We start from the raw sequence: 26,792 nt of genomic DNA, 5'->3' as shown, positions 1-26,792 counted from the left end.
TATGGTAGATGACAGTTGGCAATAATTTATTTACCACTCTTTGTGGTATACGGTTTCGCCATTCTTGATGACAGTTTCCACCAGGTTGATGGTGGTGTGATATGGCATATAGTTGATGGAAGGATATTTCAGGAAGATGATATCCGCCTTTTTACCCTCCTCGATACTTCCAATCTGATCGGCCCTGTCGACAGCGGCGGCGCCGTTGATGGTCAGAGCGGTGATTACTTCCTCAATGGACATATTCATGTAAATGCAGCCTAAAGCGACAAGCAGAGGAATATTGTTGGTAAAGCAGCTTCCCGGGTTTAAATCGGAAGCGATGGCTACCGCACAGCCGCTGTCAATCATCTTTCTGGCAGGAGCGTACTCTTCCTTGAGACAGAATGCCGTAGCGGGAAGAAGTGTGCTGATGACGCCGGATGCAGCCATCTGTTTGATTCCTTCGTCGGATGCTTTTAAAAGGTGGTCTGCCGAGAAACAGCCGGTTCTGGATGCCAGTTCGGCTCCGCCGAGGGAGAACATCTCATCGGCATGGATTTTCAGCTTAAAGCCCATCTCTTTTGCCGTATTCAGGTAGTACTCGGAATCTTCAATATTGAAAACGCCCTTCTCACAGAAGATATCGGCAAACTCGGCCAGATTTTCTGCTTTTACCTTCGGCATTACTTCTTTGATCATCATGTCGATGAATTCACGCTCTTTGCCCTTGTACTCGGGAAGCACGCTGTGCGGCCCAAGGAAGGTGGTGACAATGTCAACCGGATGGATTTTGTCCAGTTCTTTCATGGCGCGGAGCTGTTTTAACTCTGTTTCGCAGTCCATTCCGTAGCCGCTTTTGCCTTCTACGGTGGTAACGCCGAATTCCAGCATGCGGTTCAGGCGCTCGCGGCCAACCTCAACGAGTTCTTCCTGTGTTGCGCTCTTGGTAGGGTTGATGGTGGCATTGATGCCGCCGCCGCGCTCCATGATGGACATGTAGCTGTCGCCCTTCAAACGCCAGGTAAATTCATCGGCGCGGTAACCGCCGAACACAAAGTGGGTATGTGAGTCAACGAAGCCGGGAAGTACGGTTTTTCCCGTTGCATCGATTATTTCGTATTCATCCGGATTAATCATTTTATCCAGTTCTTCTGTTGTGCCAACCGCGAAGATTTTATCATCGTGGATCAGGACGCCGCCGTCCTCGATGAGGCCGATGTCGGACATCTCTTTGCCGCGTTTAGGAGCCTGGCCCTTGCAGGTTACGAGCTCGGAAGCGTGTCGGATATATCTTTTCGTCATATTTTACCTCTCTTATATACTTTACAGAGGCTGTTGCCATGAAAACAACAGCCTCTGTAAGATAATAGTAACATTATTTGGATGTTGCCTCTTTGAAAACTCTCTCAATCAGAGCGTCATCGGCAATGTAAGGCATTGTGATTGTATCTGTGTCGGCAAACTGTTTGTTGTACTCAGCTACAGTCTCGATAGAGTGCTCGTTTCTTGCCCAGTTTCTTCTGGAAACACCAACCATGGTATCCCACGGAATCGACTCGCGGATAATCTGGTCTGTCAGTTCGGAACCGTCCAGAACAAGGCCGAAACCGCCGTTGATTGCTTTACCGATACCTGTACCGCCGCCGTTGTGGAGAGCGATTAAGCTCATACCCCTTGCTGCGTTACCTGCGAAGCAGTGAGTAGCCATATCAGCGGTAAAGTTGGAACCGTCATAGATGTTACTTGTCTCACGGTATGGAGAGTCTGTACCGCCTGTATCATGGTGGTCACGTCCAAGCATAACCGGTCCGATTTCTCCGTTTCTAACCATCTCGTTGAATCTGAGAGCGATGTCGCGTCTTCCGAGTGCATCCTGGTAAAGGATACGGCACTGTGTACCAACAACAAGTTTATTCTTCTCAGCGTCGCGGATCCATACCCAGTTGTCGCGATCCTGGAATCTTCTGTTCGGATCAATGATATCCATAGCAGCGTGGTCTGTTTTAACCAGATCCTCGTGTTTGCCGGATAAGCAGCACCATCTGAACGGGCCGTAACCATAGTCAAATAACTCCGGTCCTAAGATATCCTCTACGTAGGATGGGAAGATGAAGCCTTCGCTTGTATCTACACCGTTCTTGGAGATATCTTTATTGCCTGCATCGTATACGGCCTTCATGAATGCGTTGCCGTAATCGAAGAAGTAAGCGCCTCTGGAAACCAGAGTCTGGATTAAATGGAAATGCTTTGTCAGAGTCGCATCTACCATCTTGCAGAATTTCTCTTTGTCGTGGTCAAGCATTTCAGTTCTCTGCTCAAAGGTAAGGCCCTGTGGGCAGTAGCCTCCGTCGTAAGGAACGTGGCAGGATGTCTGGTCGGAGAGAAGTTCAATATGAATATTCTCGTTAACCGCATATTCAAGAAGGTCTACGATATTGCCGTGGAAGGCGATGGACATAGCTTCTTTTTTCTCCATGTATTCATGAGCCAGTTTGAATGCCTCTTCCGGTGTCTCGGCAATTTTGCTTACCCAGCCCTGGCTGTGTCTTGTCTCAATTCTGGAATAGTCAACCTCGGCAACGATACCAACGCCGCCTGCGATCTCGATAGCTTTTGGCTGAGCGCCGCTCATGCCGCCAAGTCCGCTTGTTACGAATAAGTGGCCTGCAAGATCTCCGTCTGCCGGAACGCCAAGGAATTTACGTCCTGCGTTTAAGATTGTGTTGAATGTTCCGTGAACGATACCCTGCGGTCCGATATACATCCAGCCGCCGGCTGTCATCTGTCCATAGGAAGAGCATCCCATAGCGGTTGCTTTTGCCCATTTCTCAGGGTTGTCGCCTTCACCTACCATCAAGCCGTTTGTGATGATAACACGTGGAGCCTGTTTGTGGGAATGGAACAGTCCAAGAGGATGACCGGACATAACAACAAGTGTCTGCTCGTCTGTCAGAACCTCAAGGTATTTTTTCAGCAACTGGTACTGCATCCAGTTCTGGCAAACCTGGCCTGTCTCGCCGTAAGTAACAAGTTCATATGGATAAAGAGCAATTTCGTGGCTTAAGTTATTGTCAATCATAACCTGGAATGCTTTACCCTGAATACAGTTGCCTTTGTATTCATCGATTGGTTTTCCGTGGATTTCTCCCTTCGGCATGAAACGGTATCCGTAAATACGTCCATGTGTGAGAAGCTCCTCCATGAATTCTGGAGCTAACTGCTCGTGAAGCTCTTCAGGGATGTAACGGAGGGCATTCTTTACAGCCAGTTTTTTCTCGTGATCTGATAAAGTAAGCTCTCTCATTGGAGCGCGGCGGATGCCTTCTTTAAAAACGGGATACTCCGGGAGTACCGGGTCAAGTTTGATTGTCATAGCTTTTCCGATTTCACTATTGTTCATTGCTATCTCGTCCTTTCTGTTATGTGTTTTTTTTAACTTTCTGAGCTTATTATAACAATGCGGAGTCCAAAAAACGTCAATATTAATTGATAATTTTATTCTTTTTAAAAATAATCCTGTCAACCTTCTTTGGACGTCAGAGTTGACAGTACCCGTCAGGTTTTGTATACTGAAATATAATAGATCTTATAGAAGAAACCCGTGTTTTGCGGCAGGGTCTTTTTGACGGACAGCGAGAGTTTTGCAGTAAAGTATAAATGTCAGGGGAGGCGCCATGAAGAAAGTTGAAATTAACCTGTGTGGAAATCCGACGATTTTTGCAGATGGGGAGAAGGTTAATTTCCCTTATAAAAAAGTAGAGGGATTTTTATATTATCTCTGTGTAAAGAAAACGGTTACCAGGGAGGAGGTCATCTGTCTTTTGTGGGGGGACGAAGACGAGACAACCGGTAAGAAGAAGCTGCGGGATGCGGTTTATCAGGTTAGACGTTTTCTGGACAAAGATTTTTTAATTACGACGGGTCATACGGGGATTGCACTGAATCCCGATTATCCGGTGAAAATTGATTTGGACTATCATGTGGGTTCAGATGCCGGACAGGCCGGTGTATTTCTGGACCATTTTTATATTAAGAACTGTTATGAATTTGAGGAATGGGTGGGAGGCGTCAGAGAAGAACAGCGCCAGGACATCTCAAAAAGCGCCAGGGAATACCTGGACGAGGCCCGCGAGAAAAAGGACGTTTCCCTGATTCAGAAATACAGTAATATCCTTATTAAAAATGATCCTTACAATGAGGAATTATATTATGAGATCATGAACGTATATGCGGAGAACGGGAATTACACGATGGCCATCCGCCTGTACTACGATCTCCTGAAGCTGTTCCAGGACGAGCTTGATATGGAACCGTCCCAAAAGGTCAAGGATTTGTTCCATCAGGTCTTCAACGTCAAGGAACATGTGAAGACGGAGGGCGTCTCCGTCGATCTTCCTTTTATCGGACGCAGAAGGGAACTTTATGAAATCAGCGGGTTCCTGGAGCGTACGGCAGGGGAGAAGGTGGGATGTCTGGCCATTGAAGGTGAGGAGGGCGTCGGAAAAACGTCATTTTTGGAATGCGGCCTGAAGCTTGCCGCAGGCAAACAGATGATTACTCTCTATGCGGTGTGTTACAGACAGGGAGCCGATTTCTTTTTAAACCCGTGGAATGATATTTTCCAGGAGATTCAGCAGTGCATTGAGAATGGGATGATTAAGGACGTGCTGTCACCCGGACAGGAGGAGAAGCTGGCCCAGATCCTGAACAGAGGCGTGGGTGATGACCGGGAAAGCGGAAGGATGACCTACCAGATGATTGAGAAGACGGTCATCAGCCTCTTTACGGAGATTTCAAAGAAGTACCGCCTGGTTCTGGCCTTTGACGATATCCAGTGGATGGATCAGATGAGTTTTCAGCTGATGTGCCGGCTGCAGTTTATGCTGGAACCGGCTGCCCTGCTTACGATCTGCACCTACAACAGGAGCAGCGAGGTGGAGGTGATGGAATCTCTGGAACCCCTGGTGCGCAGGGATTTTGTCAAGCTTTTGTCGCTTCAGCCGTTTACAAGGGATGAGACCGATGAGATTCTCCATAAGACGCTTCCGGAACTCGACTCGGAGCCGGATAAGCGTCAGAAACTTTATGAACTGACGGACGGCAACGCCTTCTTCCTGACGGAGATGATTAACATCATCAGGGAGAAAGGATATACGCTTGAAAAGTCACCGAAAACAAACTTTGTCATCAAGGCGAGACTTTCGGGCATATCCCAGGATGAGAAGGAAGTGCTGGACTGCATGTCGGTCTTTCCGGAGAAGATAAGCATTGAGGAAATCGAGCTTCTGATGAAGGGGATGGACCGTCTGACGCTTCTCAAAATCCTCGAACGGTTACAGGAAGGTTTCCTTATTAAAGAGGTATTGGTTGGATGGAATGTTTATTACAAATTTGTCCACCGCATCTTTCAGGAATACATTTACGAAAAACAGAGCAATGGAAAGCGCCAGCTGTACCATAAGATGCTGGCGGAATATTATGAGGCCCAGGCGGAGCTGGATTTCATGGTGCTGCCGCTGGTGGTTTATCATTATGACAAGTGTCACGACCAGGTTAAGGCCTATCAGTACCAGATACGCTATCTGAAAGAATTTTATACGGTCATCAATGAGAATTTCCCTGTGCTTCATACAGAGGCCTCCGACTTCGGGGACGACTTCGGCGTTATGGCCGAGGCGGAGAAGATGCTTGAGCTGGCGGAGGACGTCATCAACCTGAAAGACGATTCCAGGGAGATACGCCGTATGAAGATGGAGATGCATTACATCAAGGGCAGATACGACATCGCCATGGGGGAATATGACAGCGGAATCGCCAATATTGAAAAGAGCATTTTCCTCGCCCAGAAGCTGAACGCCAACAAGAACCTGCTGGCTTGCTATAAACAGCAGATATTCCACGGAATCCAGAGGGAAGATTTGGAGAAGGTGGATAAATATGTGAACCTGGGACTGGGATGTATTAAAAAGGAAGAGAAAGACGAATACGCCACCTTCCTGCGCCTTAAGGGCTGGTACCATGTGCAGAGGCAGGAGTACAGGATGGCGGAGGAAGTCCTCCAGAAGGCGCTGATGGTATTCCGGGAGCTGGAAGACGGAGAAGGAAAGTATACGGCCAGTATCGCAGCCTGCTATAATTATATCGGCGATATCTACCGGATTCAGGATCGGTTTGACGAGGCGCTGGAATTCTACACAAAGGGAATTACGGTGGGAAAAGGGCCTGTGGAGACGAACGGTCTGGGCCAGGTTTACTGCAATATCGGCCAGGTCATGTACAGCCAGGGCAGATACGAGGAGGCTTTCAATTATCTCGAGCGCGCCAGGGAGTGCCTGGAAAAGAACGGATACAGATGGGGCCTTGAAAGGGCGGAGGCTTACCTTGCCATGACCTGCCTGAAGACAGGATGCCGCAAAGAGGCGGCAGAGCATTACAAAAAGGGCGTGGAATTGTCTGCCAAGATAGGAAATCCGACGACAGAACTGCTTCTTGAGACGGTCAGGAAGGAACTGGAATAGAAAATTCGACGGTATGGCCGCGGGAAGTTCATTAAAAAAGAGCTTTCCGCGGCCTTTTTAGCCCCATCCGGCGCGGTTTCCATTAAAAATACCTTATTTTGCTAACACATTAAAGTGAAAAAACCGGTGCATTACCATGGTAAAGCTAAGAAGTCTGTCATGCTACCAAAGTAAAGCAGAGAAGTAAGAAAACATATAAAAAAAATAAATTTTGTCAGTAATATTACAAGTTTTGACGCTTTTTTGACGCTCCATGTAATATAATAGTTCCATCAATTGCCCTGGCGAAATGAGAGCGCCAAGGGCGAGTAACAGTATGAAAAAACAGCAGTAAAGGAGAAGATAAGATGAACAAAGTAGTAATTACAGGACAGGATTTAACAGTAGAACAGATCGTAGCAGTTTGCCGTGAGTGCGCACCACTTGAACTGTCGGAGGAGACCAAAAAGAGCGTTCTGGAATCCAGACAGATTGTAGATGATTTAATAGCAGAAGAGAAGGTTGTTTACGGAATCACAACAGGATTCGGAAAATTCAGCGATGTTGTTATTTCCCAGGATCAGTGTAAAGACTTACAGAAAAACCTGATCATCACACATGCGGTTGGCGCAGGCAATCCTTTCACAAAAGATATCGCAAGAGGAATTATGCTTCTTCGTATCAACAACCTGGCAAAAGGTTTCTCCGGAATCCGTCTTGAGACACTTCAGACCATGGTTGACATGCTGAACAAGGGCGTTACACCAATCATTCCGGAGAAAGGTTCATTAGGAGCTTCCGGTGACCTTGCTCCATTATCCCATATGGTACTTCCGATGATCGGACTTGGCCTTGCAGAGTACGAGGGAGAAGTTCTTCCAGGTGCTGAAGCTATGGCAAAAGCAGGTATCCCGACCATCGAATTGTCTGCAAAGGAAGGTCTTGCACTGAACAACGGTACACAGGCCATGACATCCGCAGGTTCCCTTGCTCTTTACGATGCACTGAACCTTCTGAAAGTAGCAGATATCACGGCAGCTCTGGGCTTTGAGGCACAGAACGGCGTTGTAGATGCACTTGACCACAGAGTACATGATGTACGTCCACATTCCGGACAGCTTGCAACAGCAAGAAACCTGTTAAGACTCCTGGAAGGCAGCAAGAACACAACACGCCAGGGTGAAATCCGCGTACAGGATGCTTATTCCTTACGTTGCTGCCCACAGATTCACGGCGCAAGCAAAGATGCTGTTAACTATGTTAAAGAACATGTAAATATTGAGATTAATTCCGTAACAGATAACCCAATCATCTTCAAAGACGACAGAGCAGGAATCTCCGGCGGTAACTTCCACGGACAGCCAATGGCACTGAGCTTTGACTTCTTAAAGATTGCAGAATCTGAGTTAGCCAACGTTGCAGAGAGACGTATCGAGCGTCTTGTTAACCCGGCTTACAGCGGACTTCCGGCATTCCTTACACCAAACGGCGGCGTTAACTCCGGTTTCATGATTGTTCAGTACTCCGCAGCTGCTTTAGTTTCTGAGAATAAAGTTCTGGCACATCCGGCCAGCGTAGACAGCATTCCATCCTCCGCAGGTCAGGAAGACCACGTAAGTATGGGTACAATCGCTGCAAGACAGGCTGGAGAAATCGGCCGCAACGTAAGACGTGTTCTGGCTATGGACCTTATGGTGGCATGCCAGGGTATCGATATGAGAGGCAACAAGGGTCTTGGCAAGGGTACACAGGCCGCTTACGATTTAGTCCGTAAGGAAGTTGCACGTCTTGAGGAAGATCGTCCGTTATACGACGATATCAATTACTGTGAAAATATTATCGCTGACGGCTCCTTAATTAAGGCCGTAGAAGAAGCAATCGGCGGTTCTATTGAGATTTAATTAAAGGGGGTATGTGTTGTTTACTTTTTTTCTGGGGAGTGGAAAAGTAGCAAAGTATGTATGAAGAAGGAGGGCTTTTATGTTAACAAACCCTGTAGTATTGGCAGTTTTATCATTATGTATTCTTTGCTTATTTAAAGTAAACGTATTATTATCCATGCTTATTTCCCTGTTCATCGGCGGTATCGCCGGTGGACTGGGAGTGGCTGGAACACTGTCTTCCATGCTTGGAGGACTTGGCGGAAATGGCGAGACAGCGCTTGCATATGTTCTTCTGGGAACATTTGCCGCCTGTATGGCTTACACAGGAATTACAACGATTCTTTCCAAGAAGGTTGCCGCTGTGGTAGGTGAGAACAAGTATATTCTGATTCTTATCCTCACGCTGATTGCCTGTGCATCACAGAATATCGTTCCTGTACATATTGCTTATATTCCGATTCTTATTCCGCCGTTACTGGTAATCATGAACAGACTGAAGATTGACCGACGCGGCGTGGCTTGTGCCATCGCATTCGGCCACAAAGCTCCTTATATCGCAATTCCGATGGGATTTGGTCTTATCTTTATGGGTATCATCAAAGACAATATGACACTGAATGGTATGGAAGTTACCCTGAACGAGGTAGCGTCTGTTAACTGGATTCTGGCAGTGGCCATGTTGATTGGTCTTTTGATTGCGCTGTTTGTAACCTACAGAAAACCGCGTGAGTATAAAGACATTGCAATTGTTGAAACACATGAATTATCAAGCCTGAAATTAACTACACAGCACTGGTGCACGATCGCAGCCATCGTTGTTGTAGTAATTCTTCAGATTAAATTTGGTTCTCTTCCATTTGCAGCACTGGGCGGACTTCTCGTTATGTTCCTGACAGGCGCTGTTAAGAGAAAAGATATTGACGAACAGTTCAACGAAGGTATCAAATTAATGGGCTTTATCGCATTCGTTATGCTTGTAGCAGGCGGATTCGCACAGGTTCTGAAAGATACCGGCGCTGTTAATGAACTGGTAGACAGTTCAATTAAACTGATGGGTGGAAGCAAAATTATTGCGGCTACCATTATCACGCTGATTGGTCTTCTTGTAACAATGGGCATTGGTACCTCTTTCGGTACAGTTCCTGTTCTTGCAGTATTATACGTTCCGTTATGCTCTAAGATCGGATTTTCTCCGGCAGCTACTATCGTCCTGATGTCTGCAGCAGCAGCGCTCGGTGACGCTGGTTCACCGGCTTCCGATACAACGCTTGGGCCTACATGTGGTCTGAACGCTGATGGACAGCATGATCACATCTGGGATACTTGTGTACCTACATTCTTACACTTCAACATCCCGTTAATGATCGCTGCTATTCTGGCGGCACAGGTACTGTAAGACAACTAATAACTGAATATTGTTACTACTTGAAATAACCCTTTAAACAACACGTTGAAGGCGGCAGAGAGATGTATAGGCAAGATACATCCCACTCTGCCGCCTTTCCCTGCCCTTTTTTAGGGGAGATGAGCGATACAGGCGGAGGCCCCCGGGATAAAGGCTGAGAAAAACAGGACAGAACCGCTATAAGGCCAAAGCATCATGCCGGAGCAGATGACAACAAAAGCCGCCTTTTTCGGAACCCCGGACTCGCAATAAGGTCTTATGGGCAATCCGAAAGAAACGGCTTTTTAAATTGACGGTTATGTCTTTACTTTCTATATTATGAATGTTCCGGTTTAGGCGATGGCGCAGGTTCTGCCTCCGGCCCTGTTCCTGGTTCTGTTTCCGACGCAGGCCGCGACCCCGATTCTTCCACCGGAATCTGAATTTCGGTAACAAATTCTTCCGGGTTATCGGTGAACGCCATATCGGTGATGGAAATCTCCAGGGAATCGCCCGATATGGTATAGTGGTGGTGACGGATATAGCGCAGAAGTTTCCGGTAAGTCTCAAATATCGTGTCGTAGCTGCCAAGGTGGCAGGCTACCGCATACAGTCCCTCCGGGAATGTTCTCACGTTTTTATCGCTGACGGGCTGTTTCAGCATATTGCCGATAAAATTATATCCATCCAGGTTATTCTTTCCCAGTTCTTTCCTGTGAATGCCCAGAAGGATATGTCCAGGCTCGACATGCTGAAGCGAAGAGCGGGCATAGGATTCCTCGAGAATATCTATGTAGTGCAGGAGATGCTCTGCCTGAAAATTAATATCCACGGTATAAGCGTAGCGCTCACGGATCGGCCGGAATTCACAGATACTGCGCCCGTGGGCGTTCTCCAGAAGACGGATGCTCCTCAGATAATCGTCCACATGTTTTTTCAGAGATTGAAGTTCATTTAGCTGACGTTCCAGTGAGGAGCTTGTCTCATCGAGAATCCGGCCCAATCCGCGTATATCCCTGGTTTCACAATAAGTCTTAATCTGTTCCAGGGAGAGACCGAGCTGCTTCAGTTCGCGTATCAGATAGAGCTTGTCAAACTGCTCCCCGCTATAAAGACGGTACCCCGAAGACTCGTCCGTCTTCACGGGTTTCATAAGGCCAATCTTGTCATAATAACGCAGTGTCTGCGTTGAGATATTGAAGAAATCCGCTATTTCTGAAATCGTGTATGTACTTTTCATAATTGATCCGTTAATTTAAATTGTAATCGTCCTGACGACGGGTTCCTCGAAAAATACGGGGCCGCCGATTCGGGCGTCGGTAATCCTGCCTTCCTTTGCCGTAAACTCGGCTTTTAAAATTCCGCCGGGCTGTTTTAATTCCAGACGGAAATCCCCGTCCTTCACTTCGCGTCCAAGCCATATCGTGGAAGCCAGGGTCCCGCTGCCACAGCTGCTTTCCCAGATAAAGCTGTCGGTTGCCCTCACCCATACGACCGGCGTCATCTCACCGCCGTTTATAAAGATGGCTCCGGCGGCATCCACTTCGGTCTCCTTTGCCATTTTATCGAGGACGGCGTGGGCCAGTGACTCGGATGGCTTGACATTTTCAAGGATCACGTGGGTAATTCCCTCTAGGACGACCGCTGGAAAACGCAGAAGGCCGCTTCTGTCAGTGGAAGCAATACCGCTGTCCCTGCCGGCTTCTTCCGGAAGCGTCAGCTCCGTGATGGCCTGCGGAAGCGGCATGGATACCCAGGAACCGTCATCTTCTAAAAGAACCTCCAGAATATCCCGGCTTCCCGAAACCTCAACAGGAATACGCTCTCCGGCCTTCATACCGCTACGTCTTCCCAGCAGCAGGCCAAAGCTCCTGGATGCATTGCCGCAGAATTCCCCGCCCATCATCTCCATACGCCCGGCAGCGCCTCTGAGCGGAGGAAGGATAAAACCTGCCTGTTCGGCATTTAAATCCTCTTCCTTCAAAATAGCAGCTCCCACCGCTGCATATAATTCGGGTGGAACATCCCCCTCAGCAAACGCTGTCCGGTTCCCGGCCGGATCGGCCATTGTAATTTTTAATGTAAATTCCATTCTGTAACCCTCCTTATTGTTCATATGAATAACATACATCCTGGAGGGGGAATTTACAAGAGGAATTGGGATTTAGTTGAGATGCGAGGACGCCTCTGTAAGACGGCGGACGGGGGAGTGGGAGGGTGTGTATGAGTCTTCAGTCCCGGTTTATAGGTTGTGGTGAGGGGGAATCCAGGAGAAAAAATTCCTACGGGGACTCGCTCCCGCTTGTGGAGCGCACAGCGGATGCTAAGACGTCAAAGAACGCCGTCTAAGCACCGGCGGGCTCCAAGGTCACCCTTCGGAAAGTTTTCTCCTTCCTTCCCCGGGCAGGCTGTCGACGGGACTGAAGACTCAGCGAAGGTGATTGCCCCGTCCGCCGGCTTCAGGGGCTGATTGTCTCTTTCGTCAAGTAAGGGGGAGGTATTGTCGCGGCCACTACATTGTTGTGATATTTTTATATTCAGACTGAATAATAAGTCGAACTATTAAGTCGTACTATTAAGTTGAACTAAAAGATGGAGATCGGACTAAATAATCTAAGGCTAAAATACAATATAATTCATATTGGACAGGAGGGAGATTTCCGTCATACAAAGTGATGCAGAGGCTGCAACAATTTCCCTTTTCCATAAAAAGAAGAACAAAACAAATCAGCGGCCGCAGACCCGGACCTGGTATGGCTGGAATCCGTTACGACTGTGTAGTGGCCGCAACAATAGGGCGCCCGCACTTGGCGAAAGAGATAATCAGCCCCTGAGGACTACCGACGGGGCAATCACCTTCCCTGAGTCTTCAGTCCCGTCGATAACCTGCCCGGGGGAAGGAGGAGAAAAACTTTCCGAAGGGTGACCTTGAAGCCCGCCGGTGCTTAGCGAGGTCCCTCACGAGCTTAGCATCCGCTGTGCGCTTCACAAGCGGGAGCGTGTCCCCGCAGGAAAGTCTTTCTCCGGATTCCCCCTCACCACAACCATAAACCGGGACTGAAGACTCATACACCCCTCCCACTCCCCCGTCCGCCGTCTTACAGAGGCGTCCTCGCATCTCAACTAAACATAGCCTTGACAACCCCGCCCCCCGCGTTTTATCATGACGGAAAGACAGCTGTCCGCCGCCTGCAGGGACAGCAATATGAGGGAGGATACTATGGATAGAAATCGGAAGAACTACCGCTGGGCGGTACTGGGCTGTGGTGTGATTGCCAATGAACTGGCGGAGGCAATGGGAAAGCAGGGAAGAAAACCGGCTGCGGTGGGGAACAGGACGCGGGAAAAGGCAGTTGCATATGCTGAAAAGTATGGGATTGAGAAAGTTTATGAAGACTTTCATCAGATGTTTACCGATGATGAAATTGACATTATCTATATAACGACGCCGCATAATACGCATATCACGTTTATTCTGGAGGCGCTGAGAAACGGGAAACATGTCCTTTGTGAAAAGTCTATTACCCTTAATTCAGAGGAGCTGTCGCTGGCGGTCCGGACGGCGCGGGAATACGGCGTTATCCTTGCGGAAGCCATGACGCTTTACCACATGCCCGTATACAGGAAATTACGCGAGATAACGGAGTCGGGGGCTCTGGGACCCCTCCGTTTGATCCAGATGAATTTCGGCAGCTATAAGGAGTATGATATGAAAAACCGCTTTTTCAACCGTGAGCTGGCCGGAGGAGCGCTCTTGGATATTGGAGTGTACGCCCTTTCCTTTGTGAGATGGTTCATGTCGGAAAAGCCGGATCAGGTTGTGTCGCAGGTCAAATTTGCCCCCACCGGGGTGGATGAGCAGGCTGGAATCCTTCTGATGAACCGGGCACAGGAGATGGCTTCCGTTTCCCTTTCCCTTCATGCTAAACAGCCGAAGCGCGGTATGGTTTCGTTCGACAGGGGGTATATTGAGATTTATGATTATCCCAGGGCGGAGAAAGCAGTTATCACTTATACGGAAGACGGCCGGACGGAAACGGTCGGGGAGGGAAAGACAGAGGAGGCCCTGATGTATGAGGTCATGGATATGGAGCTGGCTGTTTCGGGAGCGGCGGACAGGATGCATCTGGATTTCACGGAGGACGTCATGGAGATTATGACGGACCTGCGCAGGGAATGGGGAATGAAATATCCGGAGGAAGAATAGGGCTGCAGTTTTTTTCATAGATGGCCGGTAAAACAGCCGGGCAGTAAAGCACATGGGGAATCCCTTTGCCTTTACCGCCCGGCTGTCCGCAACTTTTCTAATGGATGCCGTATTTCCGATAGAAAATTAATTCATATAAAGTCATGCAGATCCAGCCCAGTGTCGTACCTATCACCACCGCCTGAATCCCGAATCTGCCCAGCAGGGAGTAGGTCAGGATAACGCGGATAGGAATCTGGATGACCGTGGCAATCAGCGTTACCCGAAGGTTTCCGATACCGCGGAAATAACCCTGGAAGCTGTTGGTGAATCCGCTGATAAAGTAAAAGCAGGCCATCGGCACAATATAAAGCGTTCCGATCCGGATGGCTTCGACCTCCTCCGGCTTCAGGAAGATGCCCAGAAGCTGGTTTTTTCCGATGAGTACGAGGGCGGAGATGGTTATAATATATATCTCGGCCATCACTACAACGGTTTTCAGGCCGGTAGGAATTCTTTTGTACTGCTTTGCGCCCTTGTTCTGGGCGGTAAATGTGGTGACGGAGGCTGCCAAACTGTCCCCGGGCGCCAGGATATAGCTGTCGATGATGGAGACGGCGTTAAAGGCGGCCACGGCGTCGACACCGAGCGTATTAATGCCCGACTGGACCAGAAGCCGGCCGATGTAGAGCACGGTCTGCTGAAGAGCGGAGATGGCGCTGAAATCGATGGTCTTTCTCAGAAAGTCCATCCTGATGCGCAGCTCCGTCAATGTCAGCCTCAGATAAGGCACCTTGAGTTTTATGTAGAGAAACAGCATCAGTGAGGAAACAGCCTGTGAAATAACGGTCGCATAGGCGGCTCCCTGTACGCCCATATTCAGCCTGCCGACCATATAAACCGCCAGGAGAACATGGAGCACGGTGGTAATGCAGAGAACGTAGAGAGGAGCCCTGGCATCGCCCAGCGAGCGAAGTCCCGCGGATAATATGTTATAAAAAAACGTAAAAATCAGTCCCAGTGAGATGACTCTCAGATAGTCGGCGGCCATCGGTGCAATTTCTGCCGGCGTCCTGGTCAGGGTGATAAAAAGACCGCTGCCCGCAAAGGAAAGTAATGAGAGAACAACCGTCAGGAGGAAGCCGGAAACGAGGGAGGTTGCCATCTCTGCTTTCAGGGCGTCGTAGTCATGCGCCCCAAAATATTCGGACATCAGGATGGAGGCGCCGAGTGAGAGCCCCACAATCAGGAAAATCAGAATATTCATGATGGGACCGGCGGCCCCGATAGCGGCCAGCGCTTCCTTTCCGTTATACTGCCCCACAATAATGGAGTCCACCGTCTGGTAAAGCTGCTGCAGAAGATTGGCGAACATCAAAGGGACGGCGTATGCCAGAAGATGTTTGGTAATTCCTCCCTGAGTCATGTCACGAGCCATAAAAAGTCCTCCCGGATTCAATTTATTTTTGGAAAATACCGGCAATCAGAAGAAAATTCTTGCCAAAAGCGCAATCATTAATTATAATGAATCTTGAAAATCATATTAGTGAATACACTGAATTATTAGAATCATTTCATAGTGTAATTATAGTTACTGGAGTGGGGGATGTCAATCGGAATTTTTCCTCGGGCTCCGGGATATGGGCTACAGACACAGGAGGGCATAAGATGGATAGAATTAAGAATATACCCGGTGAAGCCAAATTGACGCCGAAGGACAAAATTGTCCTCGACTATATATTGAGAAACCGGGAAGCGGCGTGTTTTATGACTTCGGCGGAGATTGCCCGGATATTGGGAGTCAGTCCGTCCTCCGTCGTGCGTGTATCGTCCAAATTGGGCTTTGAAAATTTCAGCCATTTCAAGAGGGCGCTGCAGGAAGAGCTGGCCGAGAACCGGAAGAAGGAAAAGACCCAGATTCCATATGAGAAAATAAAGTCCATGGAACTTCTGTCCGAGGATGAGATTATTGCGGTACTGAAGGACAATGTACTGAGAAATATTGAGAATGACCAGACAACGGCCGATTATGTAAACTACCGTAAGGCGGCAAAACTGATAACCGAGGCGGAGCGTGTGTTTATCGTGGGTTTTCGGACCTGTGCGGGTTTTGCGTCGTCATTCGGCGTCATGCTGGGCTGTGTGCGCTCCGGCGTTTATGTGGTGAACGGCAGCCAGCCCCTGGTTGATTCCCTGGTGGATCTGACGGAAAAAGACACGGTCATCGGCCTGTCTTATGAGAGGTATTCAAGCGACACGGTATTTGCAATTAATATGGCTAAAAGGGCGGGCAGCCACATTGTTGCCCTGACGGATAAGTATACGTCGCCTCTCTGCACCGGAGCGGAGGCCGTCATTTTAAATTCAACGGAAAATATATCATTTTACAACTCCTACACAACCCTCGTCATGGCGATGGAAGTCCTCCTGGGGCTTGTCAGCAAGAAGAACAAGAAACAGAATGAGGAGCGGCTGATTAAAATGGAAGAGTATTTAAGAGAGACGGGACAGTACTGATTCGGTACTGTTCTTTCTTTTTATTTAATATTTGTTTTCGGGTTTCTTACTTTTCGTGGATTTCAGGTCTTTTGTGGCGGTATCGGGTGGAAAATGAAAGTGATCTGTGATAAAATACAAAAGTTAAACTGGGTTTGCTATGCCCGCAGGAGGGGAAGAATGAGAGATATGAATTATATTGTAAATATACTGGATGAAATTGTTAATATACCCAGCCCGTCGGGGTACACAAAAAGGGTGATGGAGCGGATAGAGAAGGAAGTAAGCGGCTTTGGTTTTCCGGTTGCCTATAACCGGAAGGGCGGAATGCTGATTACCGTGCCGGGAAAGACGGAGACGGTTCTGGGGCTGTCGGCCCATGTGGATACGCTGGGCGCCATGGTGCGTTCCATAAGGCCGGACGGGACTCTGGCCATCGTATCAGTGGGCGGGTTTATGATGCAGTCCATCGAGGGCAGCTACTGCCGAATTCTGACAAGGGATGGTAAAACGTTCACCGGAACGATTCAGACAAAGGCCCCGTCCGTACACACCTTTGATGAGGCCAGGACGCTGGAGCGCAAGGAAGCCAACATGGAAGTCCGCCTCGACGAGATTGTGCGGGAGAAAGCCGATGTGGAGGAGCTGGGCATCGGCCCCGGGGATTTCATAAGTTTTGATCCGAAGTTTGTTTATACGGAAAGCGGTTTTATCAAATCCAGGCATCTGGATGACAAGGCGTCCGCCGCAGTCATTCTGGGACTTCTCAAATATCTGCATGAGACGGGAAAACAGCCGGAGCAGACTCTCAAAATTGCCATCAGCAATTATGAGGAGGTGGGCCACGGATGCAGCTATATCCCGGAAGAGATCGAGGAATTCCTTGCCATCGACATGGGCGCCCTCGGCGATGATCTGAGCGGGGATGAGTACCGCGTATCCATCTGCGCCAAGGATTCTTCCGGACCTTACGATTTTGATATGACGAACAGGCTGATCGGCCTGGCAAAAGAATATGGAATCGATTATGCGGTGGATATTTTCCCGCACTACGGTTCCGACGTTTCCTCCGCCCTTTCTGCCGGCAATGATATACGCGGAGCGCTCATCGGTCCGGGAGTTTCGGCTTCCCACGGACAGGAACGCACCCACATTAAGGGGTTGGAGCAGACATGGATGCTATTGGCCGCCTATGTAGGCGTACTGGATAAAGAACTCAGCCGGAAATTTTTTGAGCAGATGAAAGAACAATTATAAGAATAATCATAAGAACAGTTATAAAATCAAGGATAAGTCAGGGCGTTACGGTACACGGCGGCTGTTCTGTACGGTATTTTACAGAAGCTCCGCGGACAATAACGGCAGTTTGTAAACGGGAGGATAAAGATGCAGGCAATACTTCTGGCCGGAGGGCTGGGGACGCGGCTTCGCAGCGTGGTAAGCGACCGCCCCAAGCCAATGGCTCTGATTGAGGACAGGCCCTTCATGGAATACGTGGTCCGCGGGCTGGCGCGGTTTGGGATTACCGATATTATTTTTGCCGTCGGATATAAGGGCAGCATGGTGGAAGACCATTTTGGAGACGGGGAGGCCTTTGGGCTCAGGGCGTCCTATGCCTATGAGGAAGAACTTCTGGGTACGGCGGGGGCAATCAGGAATGCGGGCCGTTACGTTACCGAAGACAGCTTTTTTGTCCTCAACGCAGATACTTTTTACCAGATCGATTACGGCAGGCTCGTAAAGATAAAGGAAGAAAACGGACTGGATATGGCTCTCGTGCTCCGGGAGGTTCCCGATGTATCGCGCTATGGCGCGGCCGTCCTGGACGGTGTGATGCTGACCGGGTTTAATGAGAAAGAAAAAGAGGCGCGGCCGGGCACAATTAACGGAGGCGTTTACCTGATGTCGCGGAAACTGCTCGATGAAATCCCGCCCCGAAAGGTTTCACTGGAAAATGAGATGATCCCCGGATGGATGAAGGAAGGCAGACGGCTGGGCGGCTTTGTCAATGACGGTTACTTTATCGATATCGGCGTGCCGGAGGATTATTTCCGCTTTCAGGAGGACGTAAAGAAAGGGGTTATCAAATGGTCATAAGAGGAAGAGCTCCCCTGCGCGTCAGCTTTGGGGGAGGAGGAACCGATGTGGAACCGTTCTGTCTGGAACAGGGAGGGGCCATCATCGGCAGCACAATCAATAAATACGCATACTGTTCCATCATACCGAGGGACGACGATCACATTACCGTCCATTCCCTGGATTTTGATATGACGGTGAAATATAACACAAAAGAAAATTATGTTTATGACGGCAAGCTGGATCTCGTTACGGCTGCCTTAAAGGCAATGGATATCAAACAGGGCTGTGAGGTTTATCTTCAGTGTGATGCGCCTCCGGGATCAGGCCTCGGAACCTCGTCGACTGTCATGGTCTCCCTTCTCACTGCGATGGCGCGGTGGAAAGGAATTGAGTTTGACAATTATGCGATGGCGGATCTGGCCTATGGCGTGGAGCGCTGCGACTTAAATATAGCGGGTGGTTACCAGGATCAGTATGCGGCCACATTCGGGGGATTTAACTTTATCGAATTCCACGGGCGCAACAACGTGGTGGTCAATCCCCTGAGAATCAGGAGAGATATCATCAACGAACTGCAGTATAACCTGCTCTTATGTTATACGGGTAATATCCACGTTTCCGCTAATATTATCAAGGATCAGGTCAGCAACTACAAAAAACAGGATGCCTTCGACGCCATGTGCGAGGTAAAAGCTCTTTCCTACGCAATCAAGGACGAGCTGCTGAAGGGAAATCTGCACAATTTCGGAAAACTTCTGGACTACGGCTGGGAGAGCAAGAAGAAAATGAGCAGCAAAATCAGCAATCCTCAGATTGATACGCTTTATGAGGAGGCTAAGAAGGCCGGAGCCCTGGGCGGGAAACTCCTGGGAGCAGGCGGAGGCGGTTTCCTGCTGGTATACTGTCCCTACAATGTAAAACATAAGGTGGCGGCCAGACTGGAAGAGGTCGGCGGCCAGCTCATGGACTGGAATTTTGAACTCAGGGGCGCTCAGAGCTGGATCTGCAATGACGACAGATGGCAGTACCAGGATGTGAAGGTCCAGATGCCGGATAAGGAATATCAGTTCAAATTTTAACCAGTTAACGGAACCAGTTTCAGGAGACATAAGGATGGCGGGAGATAAGAGATGGCATCAATGAGAGAGCAGAGGGAACCGGAGCAGGTTGAAAAACCGAGGAAGGTGGTTTTTCTGGATCGCGACGGCACGATGAATACGGAAGTGAACTATCTGCACAGGCCGGAGGATCTGGTGCTGATACCGGGAACCGCCGAGGCCGTAAGGCTGTTTAACGAGGCGGGGTTCACCGTGATTGTGGTGACGAACCAGGCTGGAGTGGCCAGGGGGTACTATACGGAAGCGGATGTGGAAACGCTGCACCGGTACCTGAACGGTCTTCTGGGGCAGTCGGGCGCCCATGTGGATGCATTTTATTACTGCCCCCATCACCCGGAGCACGGAATCGGGGAATATAAGAAGAACTGCCGCTGCCGCAAGCCGGGAACCGGAATGTTTGAAGCGGCGGAGCGGGATTTGGCAGGAGGAATCGACCGGGAGAATTCCTGGATGATAGGAGACAAACTGATCGATACCGAGGCCGGGCATAATTTTGGAATCAGAAGTATTCTTGTCGGAACGGGATACGGCGCGGCGCTCCGAGAGTCACAAAAAGAGGACGGAACAGAGCCGGGCAGCGGATGTGCAGACGGAAACTATGATTATTACGCAGAAGATCTTCTCGCGGCGGCGCGGGCCGTGACGGAGGGAAGATGGAGCGGCAAAGGCAGTAAAGATATTAAAGATAGTAAAGATAGTAAAGATAGTAAAGACAGGCGCTGAAGATAAGCGCCATAGAACCAGAGAACTGAGACAGGAGGAGGCGGAACATGCAGTTAAGAAACAGAATCGCAGCAGCAATCATGATACTTGCAGCCGCAGTCTCCATTTTAATCCCCGCCCATACCTTATTTTCCGGGGAAGGATTTCTTGTGAATTATATTAAGACGCCGGAATCGGCAAAGATGCTGGCGGAGATTGGCATTCTGTTCCTCATTTCGGGGGCAGTCTTTTTCTTGATAAAGGACAAAAGAAAGCAGGCGGCAGTGGCAGCGGTTCTGGCCGTGGTTTTCTGCTGGCTGCACGTGGTGTTTCTTCCGATGGCTGTCTCGGCGGTATATCTGGGATTTCTGATCCTGGCCGGGCGGTTTTTAAAGGAATATGTTTTTAAAATAGAGGATCGGGGCGGATATCCCGCCGATTTTCTGCTGGGGAGCAGCGCGGTGATTCTCTGCTTCTGTCTTCTTTCGGCGGCCGGAATCGGCCGGATTCCGGTTATGCGTCTGGCCTGTCTGGGCGGTGGAAGCTTTCTTTGCGCTTTCTACGGCGTGAAGTGGAAACTGCGCGGGAAAAGCCGTGGACGTGAAAACGGACAGCCGGAAACGGCCGGGAAGTTTCTTTATCCGCTGTGCTTTACATTCATCCTCATCGCCGTGCTGATACAGGCCGGCCGGATGAACATTGCGCTTGATTTCGATACCCTGTGGTATGGCGTCAGGTCGGAGTATATTCTGGCCGGGGGCGGCGGAATTTACGATAATCCGGGCCTGGTGGGAATGGTCTATGTCTATTCCAAAGGGCTGGAGGTCCTGACCCTGCCGCTGGCGGATTTGGCCTCACACAGCTATCTGCTGTTTTTTACCCTGTGGCTGTCGGTGATGGGGCTGACGGTTGTATACAGGATTGCCCGGCTTTTTATGAAGCGGGAGTATGGTGTTCTTTCGGCGGCGCTGTGCGCGTCCCTGCCCGGCATTATGAATATGGGAATCTCTGCAAAGCCCGATATCATCACGTGGCTTCTGCAGCTTATTATATTGGAGTATTTTTTTAGGTACGTCGTGAGCACGCAAAAGCATAGTGCGGAGATTTTTAATGGTGCAGATATTTCTAATGGTGCGGATATCGCCAGTGATACGGATATCTCCAAAGGGAATGTGCCGCTGCTTCTTCTGGCGGCGGGGGCCTACCTTCTGTCGCTCACGATGAAACCGACCTCTCTTGTGTTCTCCACGGCCGTATTCGGGATGATGGGACTCTATCTGATTTTCTCAAAGAGACTGTCCTTCAAAGCTCCCGTCAGGCAATGGGCGGCGCTCGTTTTACCGGGAGCCGCACTGATCGGAATCTGGGGCAGGACCATGATGATAACGGGAATGCCGGTGACTTCCGTTTTTACCTCCATTTTTGCAAAAATGGGGTTTGAAATGAAATATCCCTTTGCCACCGGTTCACTGCCCCAGAACTGGCAGGACGAGAGTAACCTGCACGTACTGCTCCGCAGGCTCTGGCAAATCCTTTTATCGCCGGAAGGCAAGGATATGGGGCATGTGATTATCGCATGGGGGACGTCGTTCCTCTTCTTTGCGGCGGCCTGCATGATTCTGTTTCGGCTGACGGGCGCGGTGAAGCGGGAGAAAGACTGTATCAATCGGGCGGCGGCCGTTATATTCTGGCCGTTCCTGGCGGTTAATATGGTAAGCCTCATCATGCTGTACCAGGTGGATGGAAATTACTTTATGCTTCTTTATACCTTCCTGATTCTGTGGTTTTGCAGAAGCCTGAATTGGTTGAAGGAAAAGAACCTTAAAAAACTGGTTCTGGCGCTGACCGTGCCGCTTCTTACTTTTAATATCCTGGTGATGTCGCAGACAAACTGGGCCTGGTCGGCAGGATTTTCCGAGATTCAGGTACTGAACAAAGGGAGATATAACCACAGGGCAAAACAGCATGAGGACATGATAGCAAAAGGAAATGCAGCCATCTGGCAGGTGCTTTCTTCCGACCCGTCAAACCGGGTTATTGCTTTCGGAAACCACCCCTTCTGCCTGGAATTTCCCTGCAATGTCCAGTCTTACAAGGATATCACATCGCCGTGGGGAAACGTGGAACTGGTCAATTCCCCGGAGGCGTTTGAGGAATATATGGAATATGCGGATACGGATTACGTGTACGCGGAGGCCGGTTATATCGGCACAGACAGTTGGGAGTGGAGCTACGGCCTGCTCCGGGATTTGATTGCGGACGGTGTGCTGACCGATTTCTTCTTTGAAAACGGTAATGCGCTGGCCCGGGTCAGCCGGGAAAAGCTGACAAAGGAGGAGGCGGAGGCTAATTTACGTCTCTTCGATGAGAATTACATTACTTCAGACAGGGTGAAACAGGAGGCACGGTAAAATGGATGAATACAGATATCTAACGGAGCTTACGGAGCGCTATCCCGTGTTAAAACAGGTGGAGGGCGATATAAAGGCTCTTTATGAAATAGTCAGGGAATCGTATGAGAACGGCGGAAAACTTTTAATCGCCGGAAACGGCGGAAGCTGTGCGGACTCGGAACATATCGTGGGAGAACTGATGAAGGGCTTTGTAAAAAAAAGGTCCGTTCCGGAGGAGATGGCACAGAGACTTAAAGCCGTCGATCCGGAGAGAGGCGAAAAACTGGCCGGCAGTCTGCAGCAGGGACTTGCGGCTATCGCTCTGACGGGACATACCGCCCTGTCCACGGCATTTTTAAACGATGTGGACGGTGAGGTGATCTACGCCCAGCAGGTTTATGGATACGGAAAACCGGGTGATGTGCTGCTCGGCATCACCACATCGGGAAATTCAGAAAACATCATATATGCCGCCGTGGCTGCCAAAGCAAAGGGCATGAAGGTGGTGGGCCTGACCGGAAGGGACGGCGGAAAACTTAAGGGAATCTGCGACGCGGCGGTGGTGGTTCCGGAAACAGAGACATTTAAAATCCAGGAGCTGCACCTTCCTGTTTACCATGCGCTGTGCCTGATGCTGGAAGAGCATTTCTTCCGGTAAGATGACAATAACAAACACAATATAAGAGATAGAAAATGGAGCTTGCAGTACAATGAAGTTAAATGGGACAATACGGCGGGGAGGGCATGAGTCCGGGGGGCAGCACACCGCGGAACGTGCTGTGGATCATGAAGTGGGCGGCAGCAGGTCCGGGGCCTGGAGGGCGGGAAGTCTGGCTTTCTACTTTTTCCTCCTGTATGCGTTATTAATATGGATCTGTGAATTCCTGGATCTTTTGTGCTGGCTTACGGGACTTCCTCAGGTGACCATTCTGTCCGGGGCGGCGGCCCTTATTTTAACCGGATTTACCGGATGGAAGATTATAGGAGTCCCCAGGAGAGAGCGGGTAAAAACCGATCTGATTGCAGTGGCGGGAAGTATTTTTATCTTCGGTTTTTTTGCAGTCAAGGGAATCCGGCCGGACATGAGCTATGACACTTATAATTATCACCTGCTCAGCCAGATACCCGGATTTTTAGACAACCTGAATTATCACGCCATGCCGGGGAAATTTCAGATGTTTGGTTTCCGGCTCGGGGATCGGATGTTTTATCCGTTCCGCGCAGCCCTGGGGCTGAGGATGGGAACACTTTTAAATGCGGTGGCCATGCTGGTCATCTACCGCCAGGTAACGGTCTTTCTGGCCTGGTTTAAGAACAGCCTGAGCACTGTGGGGCAGTGGAAGAAAAAAGCGCGGAATCCGGTTATAAGAGCGGTGTGGAAGGTTTTAGGCTCTCCATCCCTCCTGGCATTTCTGGCGGTGTGCCGCTATGACTTGATTTTACAGAGCGGAAGCTACATGGTCGAACTGCTGGCGCTGCCGTTTCTGCTGGAAATGATTTTTCTTCTGGTGAGGGAGCGCGATGAGGCGTTTGTAAAGCGGGAGGCATTTGTCTTCTGCCTGACGGGCGGGATTTTCTTCTGCCTGAAGATGACCAATATCGTCTACCTGGCTCCGCTGGTGCTTTTATATATTTGGAAAATAAGAAAGGACATTACCGTACCTCTGTTTCTTTCCTGCCTGGCGGCAGGGGCGGTTCCGGTAATGGTTTATCTGATTTATAATGGAATCAGTACGGGAAACCCCATTTTTCCCTATTATAATACAATATTTCAATCGAAATACTATCCGATTGAGAACTTTAAGGACAAACGCTGGGGACCTTCCGAGTTTAAGGAGATCTTCCTCTGGCCATGGTATATGATACGCTATCCCGATTACAGGATGAGCGAGATGGTATCCACCTTCAACCTGGATCTGGTGGCCGGATATCTGGCGATGGCGGGTCTGCTGGCTTTCGGCCTGCTTAAAAAGGCAGGAAAGCAGTTTCACGAATACAAAAGGGAGATGCTGCTGATTGCCATTTATCTTCTGTCAATGTTTGCCTGGACGGTAACGACGGGCCATACGAGATATTTTATGGGAGGCATACTCCTGAATGGGATCATTCTCATGATCTGCTGTCTGCGCCTCCTGTATTCCGGGGCCTGGCTGCCGGCGCTGGCCGGTATCGCACTGCTTCTTCCCATGGGAGGAAAAGTGCAGTACGGTTTTAAAATGGTCTGGCAGGGATACGAGTGGTGCATGAGGGATGATTCTCCGGCGAGCTACGAAGCGAATGCCAAATGGATCTTCAGGGACCGCGAATTATTTTCCGGGAGCGTCAGGCAGCAGGTGGATGTGATCTTTATGACCTGGGCCGACTACGGCAGCTACGCAAGGCTGATCGGGGAGGATGTTCCCGTTTACAACCGGAATGCCATCGTAGGAGAGATGAGGGGCATTCAAAAGGAATATTTTAAGCGGGTGGAGAATTTCATGCGGGAAGGCAAAGGCGTATACGATATGTTCCCACAAGGCGTTGAGAATTTAGACGCATACCTTGAATGGATGAACAAAGCGGGGTATTATGTAGAGGATATGTTCTATATGACCGAGAAACTTTCGGGTCCGCAGGCATTCAATATGGCAAGGCTCAATATGGCGGACGGAAGGAAAAACAGATGGTATTATGCTTATTTCGACGAGCGGTATGGGCGTTTCCAGATGGAAAAAGAGTCCGACCGTTATAAGATGACGGCTGTTTTCGGCGATCCGGACTGGTGGATGAATCCGTATCCGTTCCGGATTATCATCACCGCTTCCGACGGCGTCACGACAAAAGAGGCCGGAGCGGTGGAAATCCCTGGTGATACGCAGTACAGGAAAATGGAGACGGAGCTTGACCTTACCGGTCTTGCCGGCACGATAACAATAGGTTTTAAATCTTCCGTAGACGGGAAGAGGGGAGTGGCGGTCAATCCCGCACTGTCACCGTTACCGGCCGGCGGGGAGGAAAACGCCGGACATTAATAATGAAAGAAACCGTGGAACCGTTCAGAGCCGGACGGCGGCGGAACAATGATACAGGAGGAAGAGAGGATGGATACGATTGCAGTATTGATTCCCTGCTATAATGAGAGCCAGACGATAGCAAAGGTAGTAAAGGATTACAAGGAGGCGCTTCCGGAGGCGACGATCTATGTATATGACAACAACTCCACCGATCACACGGATGAGGCGGCGAAGGAGGCCGGAGCTATTGTACGCTATGAATACCGTCAGGGAAAGGGCAATGTTATCCGCAGCATGTTCCGCGACATCGATGCGGAGTGTTACCTGATGATAGACGGGGATGACACCTATCCGGCGGAGAACGCCAGGAGCATGGTGGATCTGATCCTTTCGGGCAGGGCCGACATGGTGATTGGGGACAGGCTGTCCTCCACCTATTTTACGGAGAATAAACGGCCCTTCCACAATGCGGGCAACCGTCTTGTGCGGGGACTGATCAATACAATATTCAGCAGTGACATCAAGGATATCATGACGGGCTACCGGGCATTCAACTACCAGTTTGTAAAAAGCTTTCCAATCCTTTCAAAGGGGTTTGAGATCGAGACGGAGATGAGCATCCACGCGCTGGATAAAAACTTCAAGCTTCTGGAGGTTCCCGTCACATACCGTGACAGGCCGGCCGGCAGCGTTTCCAAGTTAAACACCTATAAGGACGGATTCAGGGTCTTAAAGACGATTGCCAGACTGTTCCGCGACTATAAGCCGTTTGCCTTCTTCGGATGGCTGGGACTGATCTGTTTTCTTATAGCAACCGTATTCTTTGTCCCGATTCTCGAGGGGTATTTTTCCACGGGGATGGTTCCGAGATTCCCGACCCTCATCGTCTGCTCGGGCATCTATGTAGTGTCCTTCCTGCTGTGGATGAGCGGACTCATCCTGGATGTCATTGCAAAGAAGCACAGGCAGCTGTTTGAGCTTTACCTGAACATTCTGAGCGATAAGAAGATTTAGTTGAGATGCGAGGACGCCTCTGTAAGACGGCGGACGGGGGAGTGGGGAGGATGGATGAGTCTTCA

The 26,792-nt window shown here is 49.7% G+C and carries 19 protein-coding genes; 14 read left to right on the top strand and 5 right to left on the bottom strand.

Translation table 11 applies throughout. The annotated features are described in order from the left end of the window. Nucleotides 1–30: 30 nt before the first annotated feature. Together hutI and V3C10_20800 are read right to left on the bottom strand one after the other, a co-directional pair. The gene (hutI, locus tag V3C10_20805) at nt 31–1,284 is read right to left on the bottom strand and encodes an imidazolonepropionase (GenBank protein WVP61718.1); all 1,254 of its coding nucleotides are present in this window, start codon (nt 1,282–1,284) and stop codon (nt 31–33) included. Nucleotides 1,285–1,357: 73 nt separating this feature from the next. After that, the gene (locus V3C10_20800; GenBank protein ID WVP61717.1) at nt 1,358–3,382 is read right to left on the bottom strand and encodes a urocanate hydratase; all 2,025 of its coding nucleotides are present in this window, start codon (nt 3,380–3,382) and stop codon (nt 1,358–1,360) included. A 274-nt stretch (nt 3,383–3,656) separates the two neighbouring features. Here V3C10_20800 and V3C10_20795 point away from each other — a divergent pair, with 274 nt between their 5' ends. From V3C10_20795 to V3C10_20785, 3 genes are all read left to right on the top strand, one after another. Further along, nucleotides 3,657–6,500, top strand: coding sequence for a tetratricopeptide repeat protein (locus V3C10_20795; protein WVP61716.1), 2,844 nt, complete (start codon nt 3,657–3,659; stop codon nt 6,498–6,500). A 347-nt stretch (nt 6,501–6,847) separates the two neighbouring features. After that, nucleotides 6,848–8,380, top strand: coding sequence for a histidine ammonia-lyase (gene hutH / locus V3C10_20790; GenBank protein ID WVP61715.1), 1,533 nt, complete (start codon nt 6,848–6,850; stop codon nt 8,378–8,380). A 79-nt stretch (nt 8,381–8,459) separates the two neighbouring features. Continuing rightward, on the top strand, nt 8,460–9,758 hold the full coding sequence (locus V3C10_20785; GenBank protein ID WVP61714.1) for a Na+/H+ antiporter NhaC family protein: 1,299 nt from the start codon (nt 8,460–8,462) through the stop codon (nt 9,756–9,758). Nucleotides 9,759–10,083: 325 nt separating this feature from the next. Here the strand turns inward: V3C10_20785 and V3C10_20780 are convergent, their stop codons facing one another. Beyond that, the gene (locus V3C10_20780) at nt 10,084–10,986 is read right to left on the bottom strand and encodes a MerR family transcriptional regulator (GenBank protein WVP61713.1); all 903 of its coding nucleotides are present in this window, start codon (nt 10,984–10,986) and stop codon (nt 10,084–10,086) included. A gap of 15 nt (nt 10,987–11,001) precedes the next feature. Further along, the gene (locus tag V3C10_20775; protein ID WVP61712.1) at nt 11,002–11,838 is read right to left on the bottom strand and encodes a hypothetical protein; all 837 of its coding nucleotides are present in this window, start codon (nt 11,836–11,838) and stop codon (nt 11,002–11,004) included. 131 nt (nt 11,839–11,969) lie between these two features. Here V3C10_20775 and V3C10_20770 point away from each other — a divergent pair, with 131 nt between their 5' ends. Together V3C10_20770 and V3C10_20765 are read left to right on the top strand one after the other, a co-directional pair. After that, the gene (locus tag V3C10_20770) at nt 11,970–12,095 is read left to right on the top strand and encodes a hypothetical protein (GenBank protein ID WVP61711.1); all 126 of its coding nucleotides are present in this window, start codon (nt 11,970–11,972) and stop codon (nt 12,093–12,095) included. Between the two features lie 871 nt (nt 12,096–12,966). After that, nucleotides 12,967–13,953 carry a Gfo/Idh/MocA family oxidoreductase gene (locus tag V3C10_20765; GenBank protein WVP61710.1) on the top strand — a complete coding sequence of 329 codons (987 nt, stop codon included), beginning with the start codon at nt 12,967–12,969 and terminating at the stop codon, nt 13,951–13,953. A gap of 97 nt (nt 13,954–14,050) precedes the next feature. Here V3C10_20765 and V3C10_20760 read toward each other — a convergent pair whose 3' ends face one another. Continuing rightward, entirely contained in the window at nt 14,051–15,370 is a 1,320-nt protein-coding gene (locus V3C10_20760; protein WVP61709.1) for an MATE family efflux transporter, read from the bottom strand. A 230-nt stretch (nt 15,371–15,600) separates the two neighbouring features. Here V3C10_20760 and V3C10_20755 point away from each other — a divergent pair, with 230 nt between their 5' ends. The 9 genes from V3C10_20755 to V3C10_20715 all read left to right on the top strand — a co-directional run bounded on the left by V3C10_20755 (nt 15,601) and on the right by V3C10_20715 (nt 26,727). Next, nucleotides 15,601–16,449, top strand: a complete 849-nt coding sequence (locus tag V3C10_20755) for a MurR/RpiR family transcriptional regulator (GenBank protein ID WVP61708.1) — start codon at nt 15,601–15,603, stop codon at nt 16,447–16,449. Between the two features lie 159 nt (nt 16,450–16,608). Next, nucleotides 16,609–17,685 (top strand): M42 family metallopeptidase, encoded by a 1,077-nt coding sequence (locus V3C10_20750; GenBank protein ID WVP61707.1) that lies wholly within the window; start codon nt 16,609–16,611, stop codon nt 17,683–17,685. A gap of 129 nt (nt 17,686–17,814) precedes the next feature. Then, complete coding sequence (locus V3C10_20745; GenBank protein ID WVP61706.1) at nt 17,815–18,525, top strand: nucleotidyltransferase family protein; 711 nt, start codon at nt 17,815–17,817, stop codon at nt 18,523–18,525. Further along, the gene (locus V3C10_20740) at nt 18,516–19,586 is read left to right on the top strand and encodes a GHMP kinase (protein WVP61705.1); all 1,071 of its coding nucleotides are present in this window, start codon (nt 18,516–18,518) and stop codon (nt 19,584–19,586) included. Before V3C10_20745 ends, V3C10_20740 begins: the two co-directional genes overlap by 10 nt. A gap of 51 nt (nt 19,587–19,637) precedes the next feature. Next, complete coding sequence (locus V3C10_20735) at nt 19,638–20,348, top strand: HAD family hydrolase (protein WVP61704.1); 711 nt, start codon at nt 19,638–19,640, stop codon at nt 20,346–20,348. Nucleotides 20,349–20,395: 47 nt separating this feature from the next. Beyond that, nucleotides 20,396–22,738 carry a potassium transporter KefB gene (locus tag V3C10_20730; protein WVP61703.1) on the top strand — a complete coding sequence of 781 codons (2,343 nt, stop codon included), beginning with the start codon at nt 20,396–20,398 and terminating at the stop codon, nt 22,736–22,738. A 1-nt stretch (nt 22,739) separates the two neighbouring features. After that, on the top strand, nt 22,740–23,378 hold the full coding sequence (locus V3C10_20725; protein ID WVP61702.1) for an SIS domain-containing protein: 639 nt from the start codon (nt 22,740–22,742) through the stop codon (nt 23,376–23,378). Between the two features lie 52 nt (nt 23,379–23,430). Then, complete coding sequence (locus V3C10_20720; protein ID WVP61701.1) at nt 23,431–25,731, top strand: hypothetical protein; 2,301 nt, start codon at nt 23,431–23,433, stop codon at nt 25,729–25,731. 69 nt (nt 25,732–25,800) lie between these two features. Beyond that, a complete protein-coding gene (locus tag V3C10_20715) occupies nt 25,801–26,727 on the top strand; it encodes a glycosyltransferase family 2 protein (protein ID WVP61700.1) in 927 nt (308 codons plus the stop codon). The last annotated feature ends 65 nt before the right edge of the window (nt 26,728–26,792 follow it).

The sequence above is a fragment of the [Clostridium] symbiosum genome, from assembly GCA_036419695.1.
GTDB classification, from domain to species: domain Bacteria; phylum Bacillota; class Clostridia; order Lachnospirales; family Lachnospiraceae; genus Otoolea; species Otoolea symbiosa_A.
The sequence above is the reverse complement of the archived record's forward strand: the minus strand, read 5'-3'. Positions and strand labels throughout refer to the sequence as shown.

Excerpts from the sequence above, each read along its gene's own strand:
- hutI (WVP61718.1), bottom strand. The coding sequence starts at position 1,284 with ATGACGAAAAGATATATCCGACACGCTTCCGAGCTCGTAACCTGCAAG.
- V3C10_20800 (WVP61717.1), bottom strand. The coding sequence starts at position 3,382 with ATGAACAATAGTGAAATCGGAAAAGCTATGACAATCAAACTTGACCCG.
- V3C10_20795 (WVP61716.1), top strand. The coding sequence starts at position 3,657 with ATGAAGAAAGTTGAAATTAACCTGTGTGGAAATCCGACGATTTTTGCA.
- hutH (WVP61715.1), top strand. The coding sequence starts at position 6,848 with ATGAACAAAGTAGTAATTACAGGACAGGATTTAACAGTAGAACAGATC.
- V3C10_20785 (WVP61714.1), top strand. The coding sequence starts at position 8,460 with ATGTTAACAAACCCTGTAGTATTGGCAGTTTTATCATTATGTATTCTT.
- V3C10_20780 (WVP61713.1), bottom strand. The coding sequence starts at position 10,986 with ATGAAAAGTACATACACGATTTCAGAAATAGCGGATTTCTTCAATATC.
- V3C10_20775 (WVP61712.1), bottom strand. The coding sequence starts at position 11,838 with ATGGAATTTACATTAAAAATTACAATGGCCGATCCGGCCGGGAACCGG.
- V3C10_20770 (WVP61711.1), top strand. The coding sequence starts at position 11,970 with ATGAGTCTTCAGTCCCGGTTTATAGGTTGTGGTGAGGGGGAATCCAGG.
- V3C10_20765 (WVP61710.1), top strand. The coding sequence starts at position 12,967 with ATGGATAGAAATCGGAAGAACTACCGCTGGGCGGTACTGGGCTGTGGT.
- V3C10_20760 (WVP61709.1), bottom strand. The coding sequence starts at position 15,370 with ATGGCTCGTGACATGACTCAGGGAGGAATTACCAAACATCTTCTGGCA.
- V3C10_20755 (WVP61708.1), top strand. The coding sequence starts at position 15,601 with ATGGATAGAATTAAGAATATACCCGGTGAAGCCAAATTGACGCCGAAG.
- V3C10_20750 (WVP61707.1), top strand. The coding sequence starts at position 16,609 with ATGAGAGATATGAATTATATTGTAAATATACTGGATGAAATTGTTAAT.
- V3C10_20745 (WVP61706.1), top strand. The coding sequence starts at position 17,815 with ATGCAGGCAATACTTCTGGCCGGAGGGCTGGGGACGCGGCTTCGCAGC.
- V3C10_20740 (WVP61705.1), top strand. The coding sequence starts at position 18,516 with ATGGTCATAAGAGGAAGAGCTCCCCTGCGCGTCAGCTTTGGGGGAGGA.
- V3C10_20735 (WVP61704.1), top strand. The coding sequence starts at position 19,638 with ATGGCATCAATGAGAGAGCAGAGGGAACCGGAGCAGGTTGAAAAACCG.
- V3C10_20730 (WVP61703.1), top strand. The coding sequence starts at position 20,396 with ATGCAGTTAAGAAACAGAATCGCAGCAGCAATCATGATACTTGCAGCC.
- V3C10_20725 (WVP61702.1), top strand. The coding sequence starts at position 22,740 with ATGGATGAATACAGATATCTAACGGAGCTTACGGAGCGCTATCCCGTG.
- V3C10_20720 (WVP61701.1), top strand. The coding sequence starts at position 23,431 with ATGAAGTTAAATGGGACAATACGGCGGGGAGGGCATGAGTCCGGGGGG.
- V3C10_20715 (WVP61700.1), top strand. The coding sequence starts at position 25,801 with ATGGATACGATTGCAGTATTGATTCCCTGCTATAATGAGAGCCAGACG.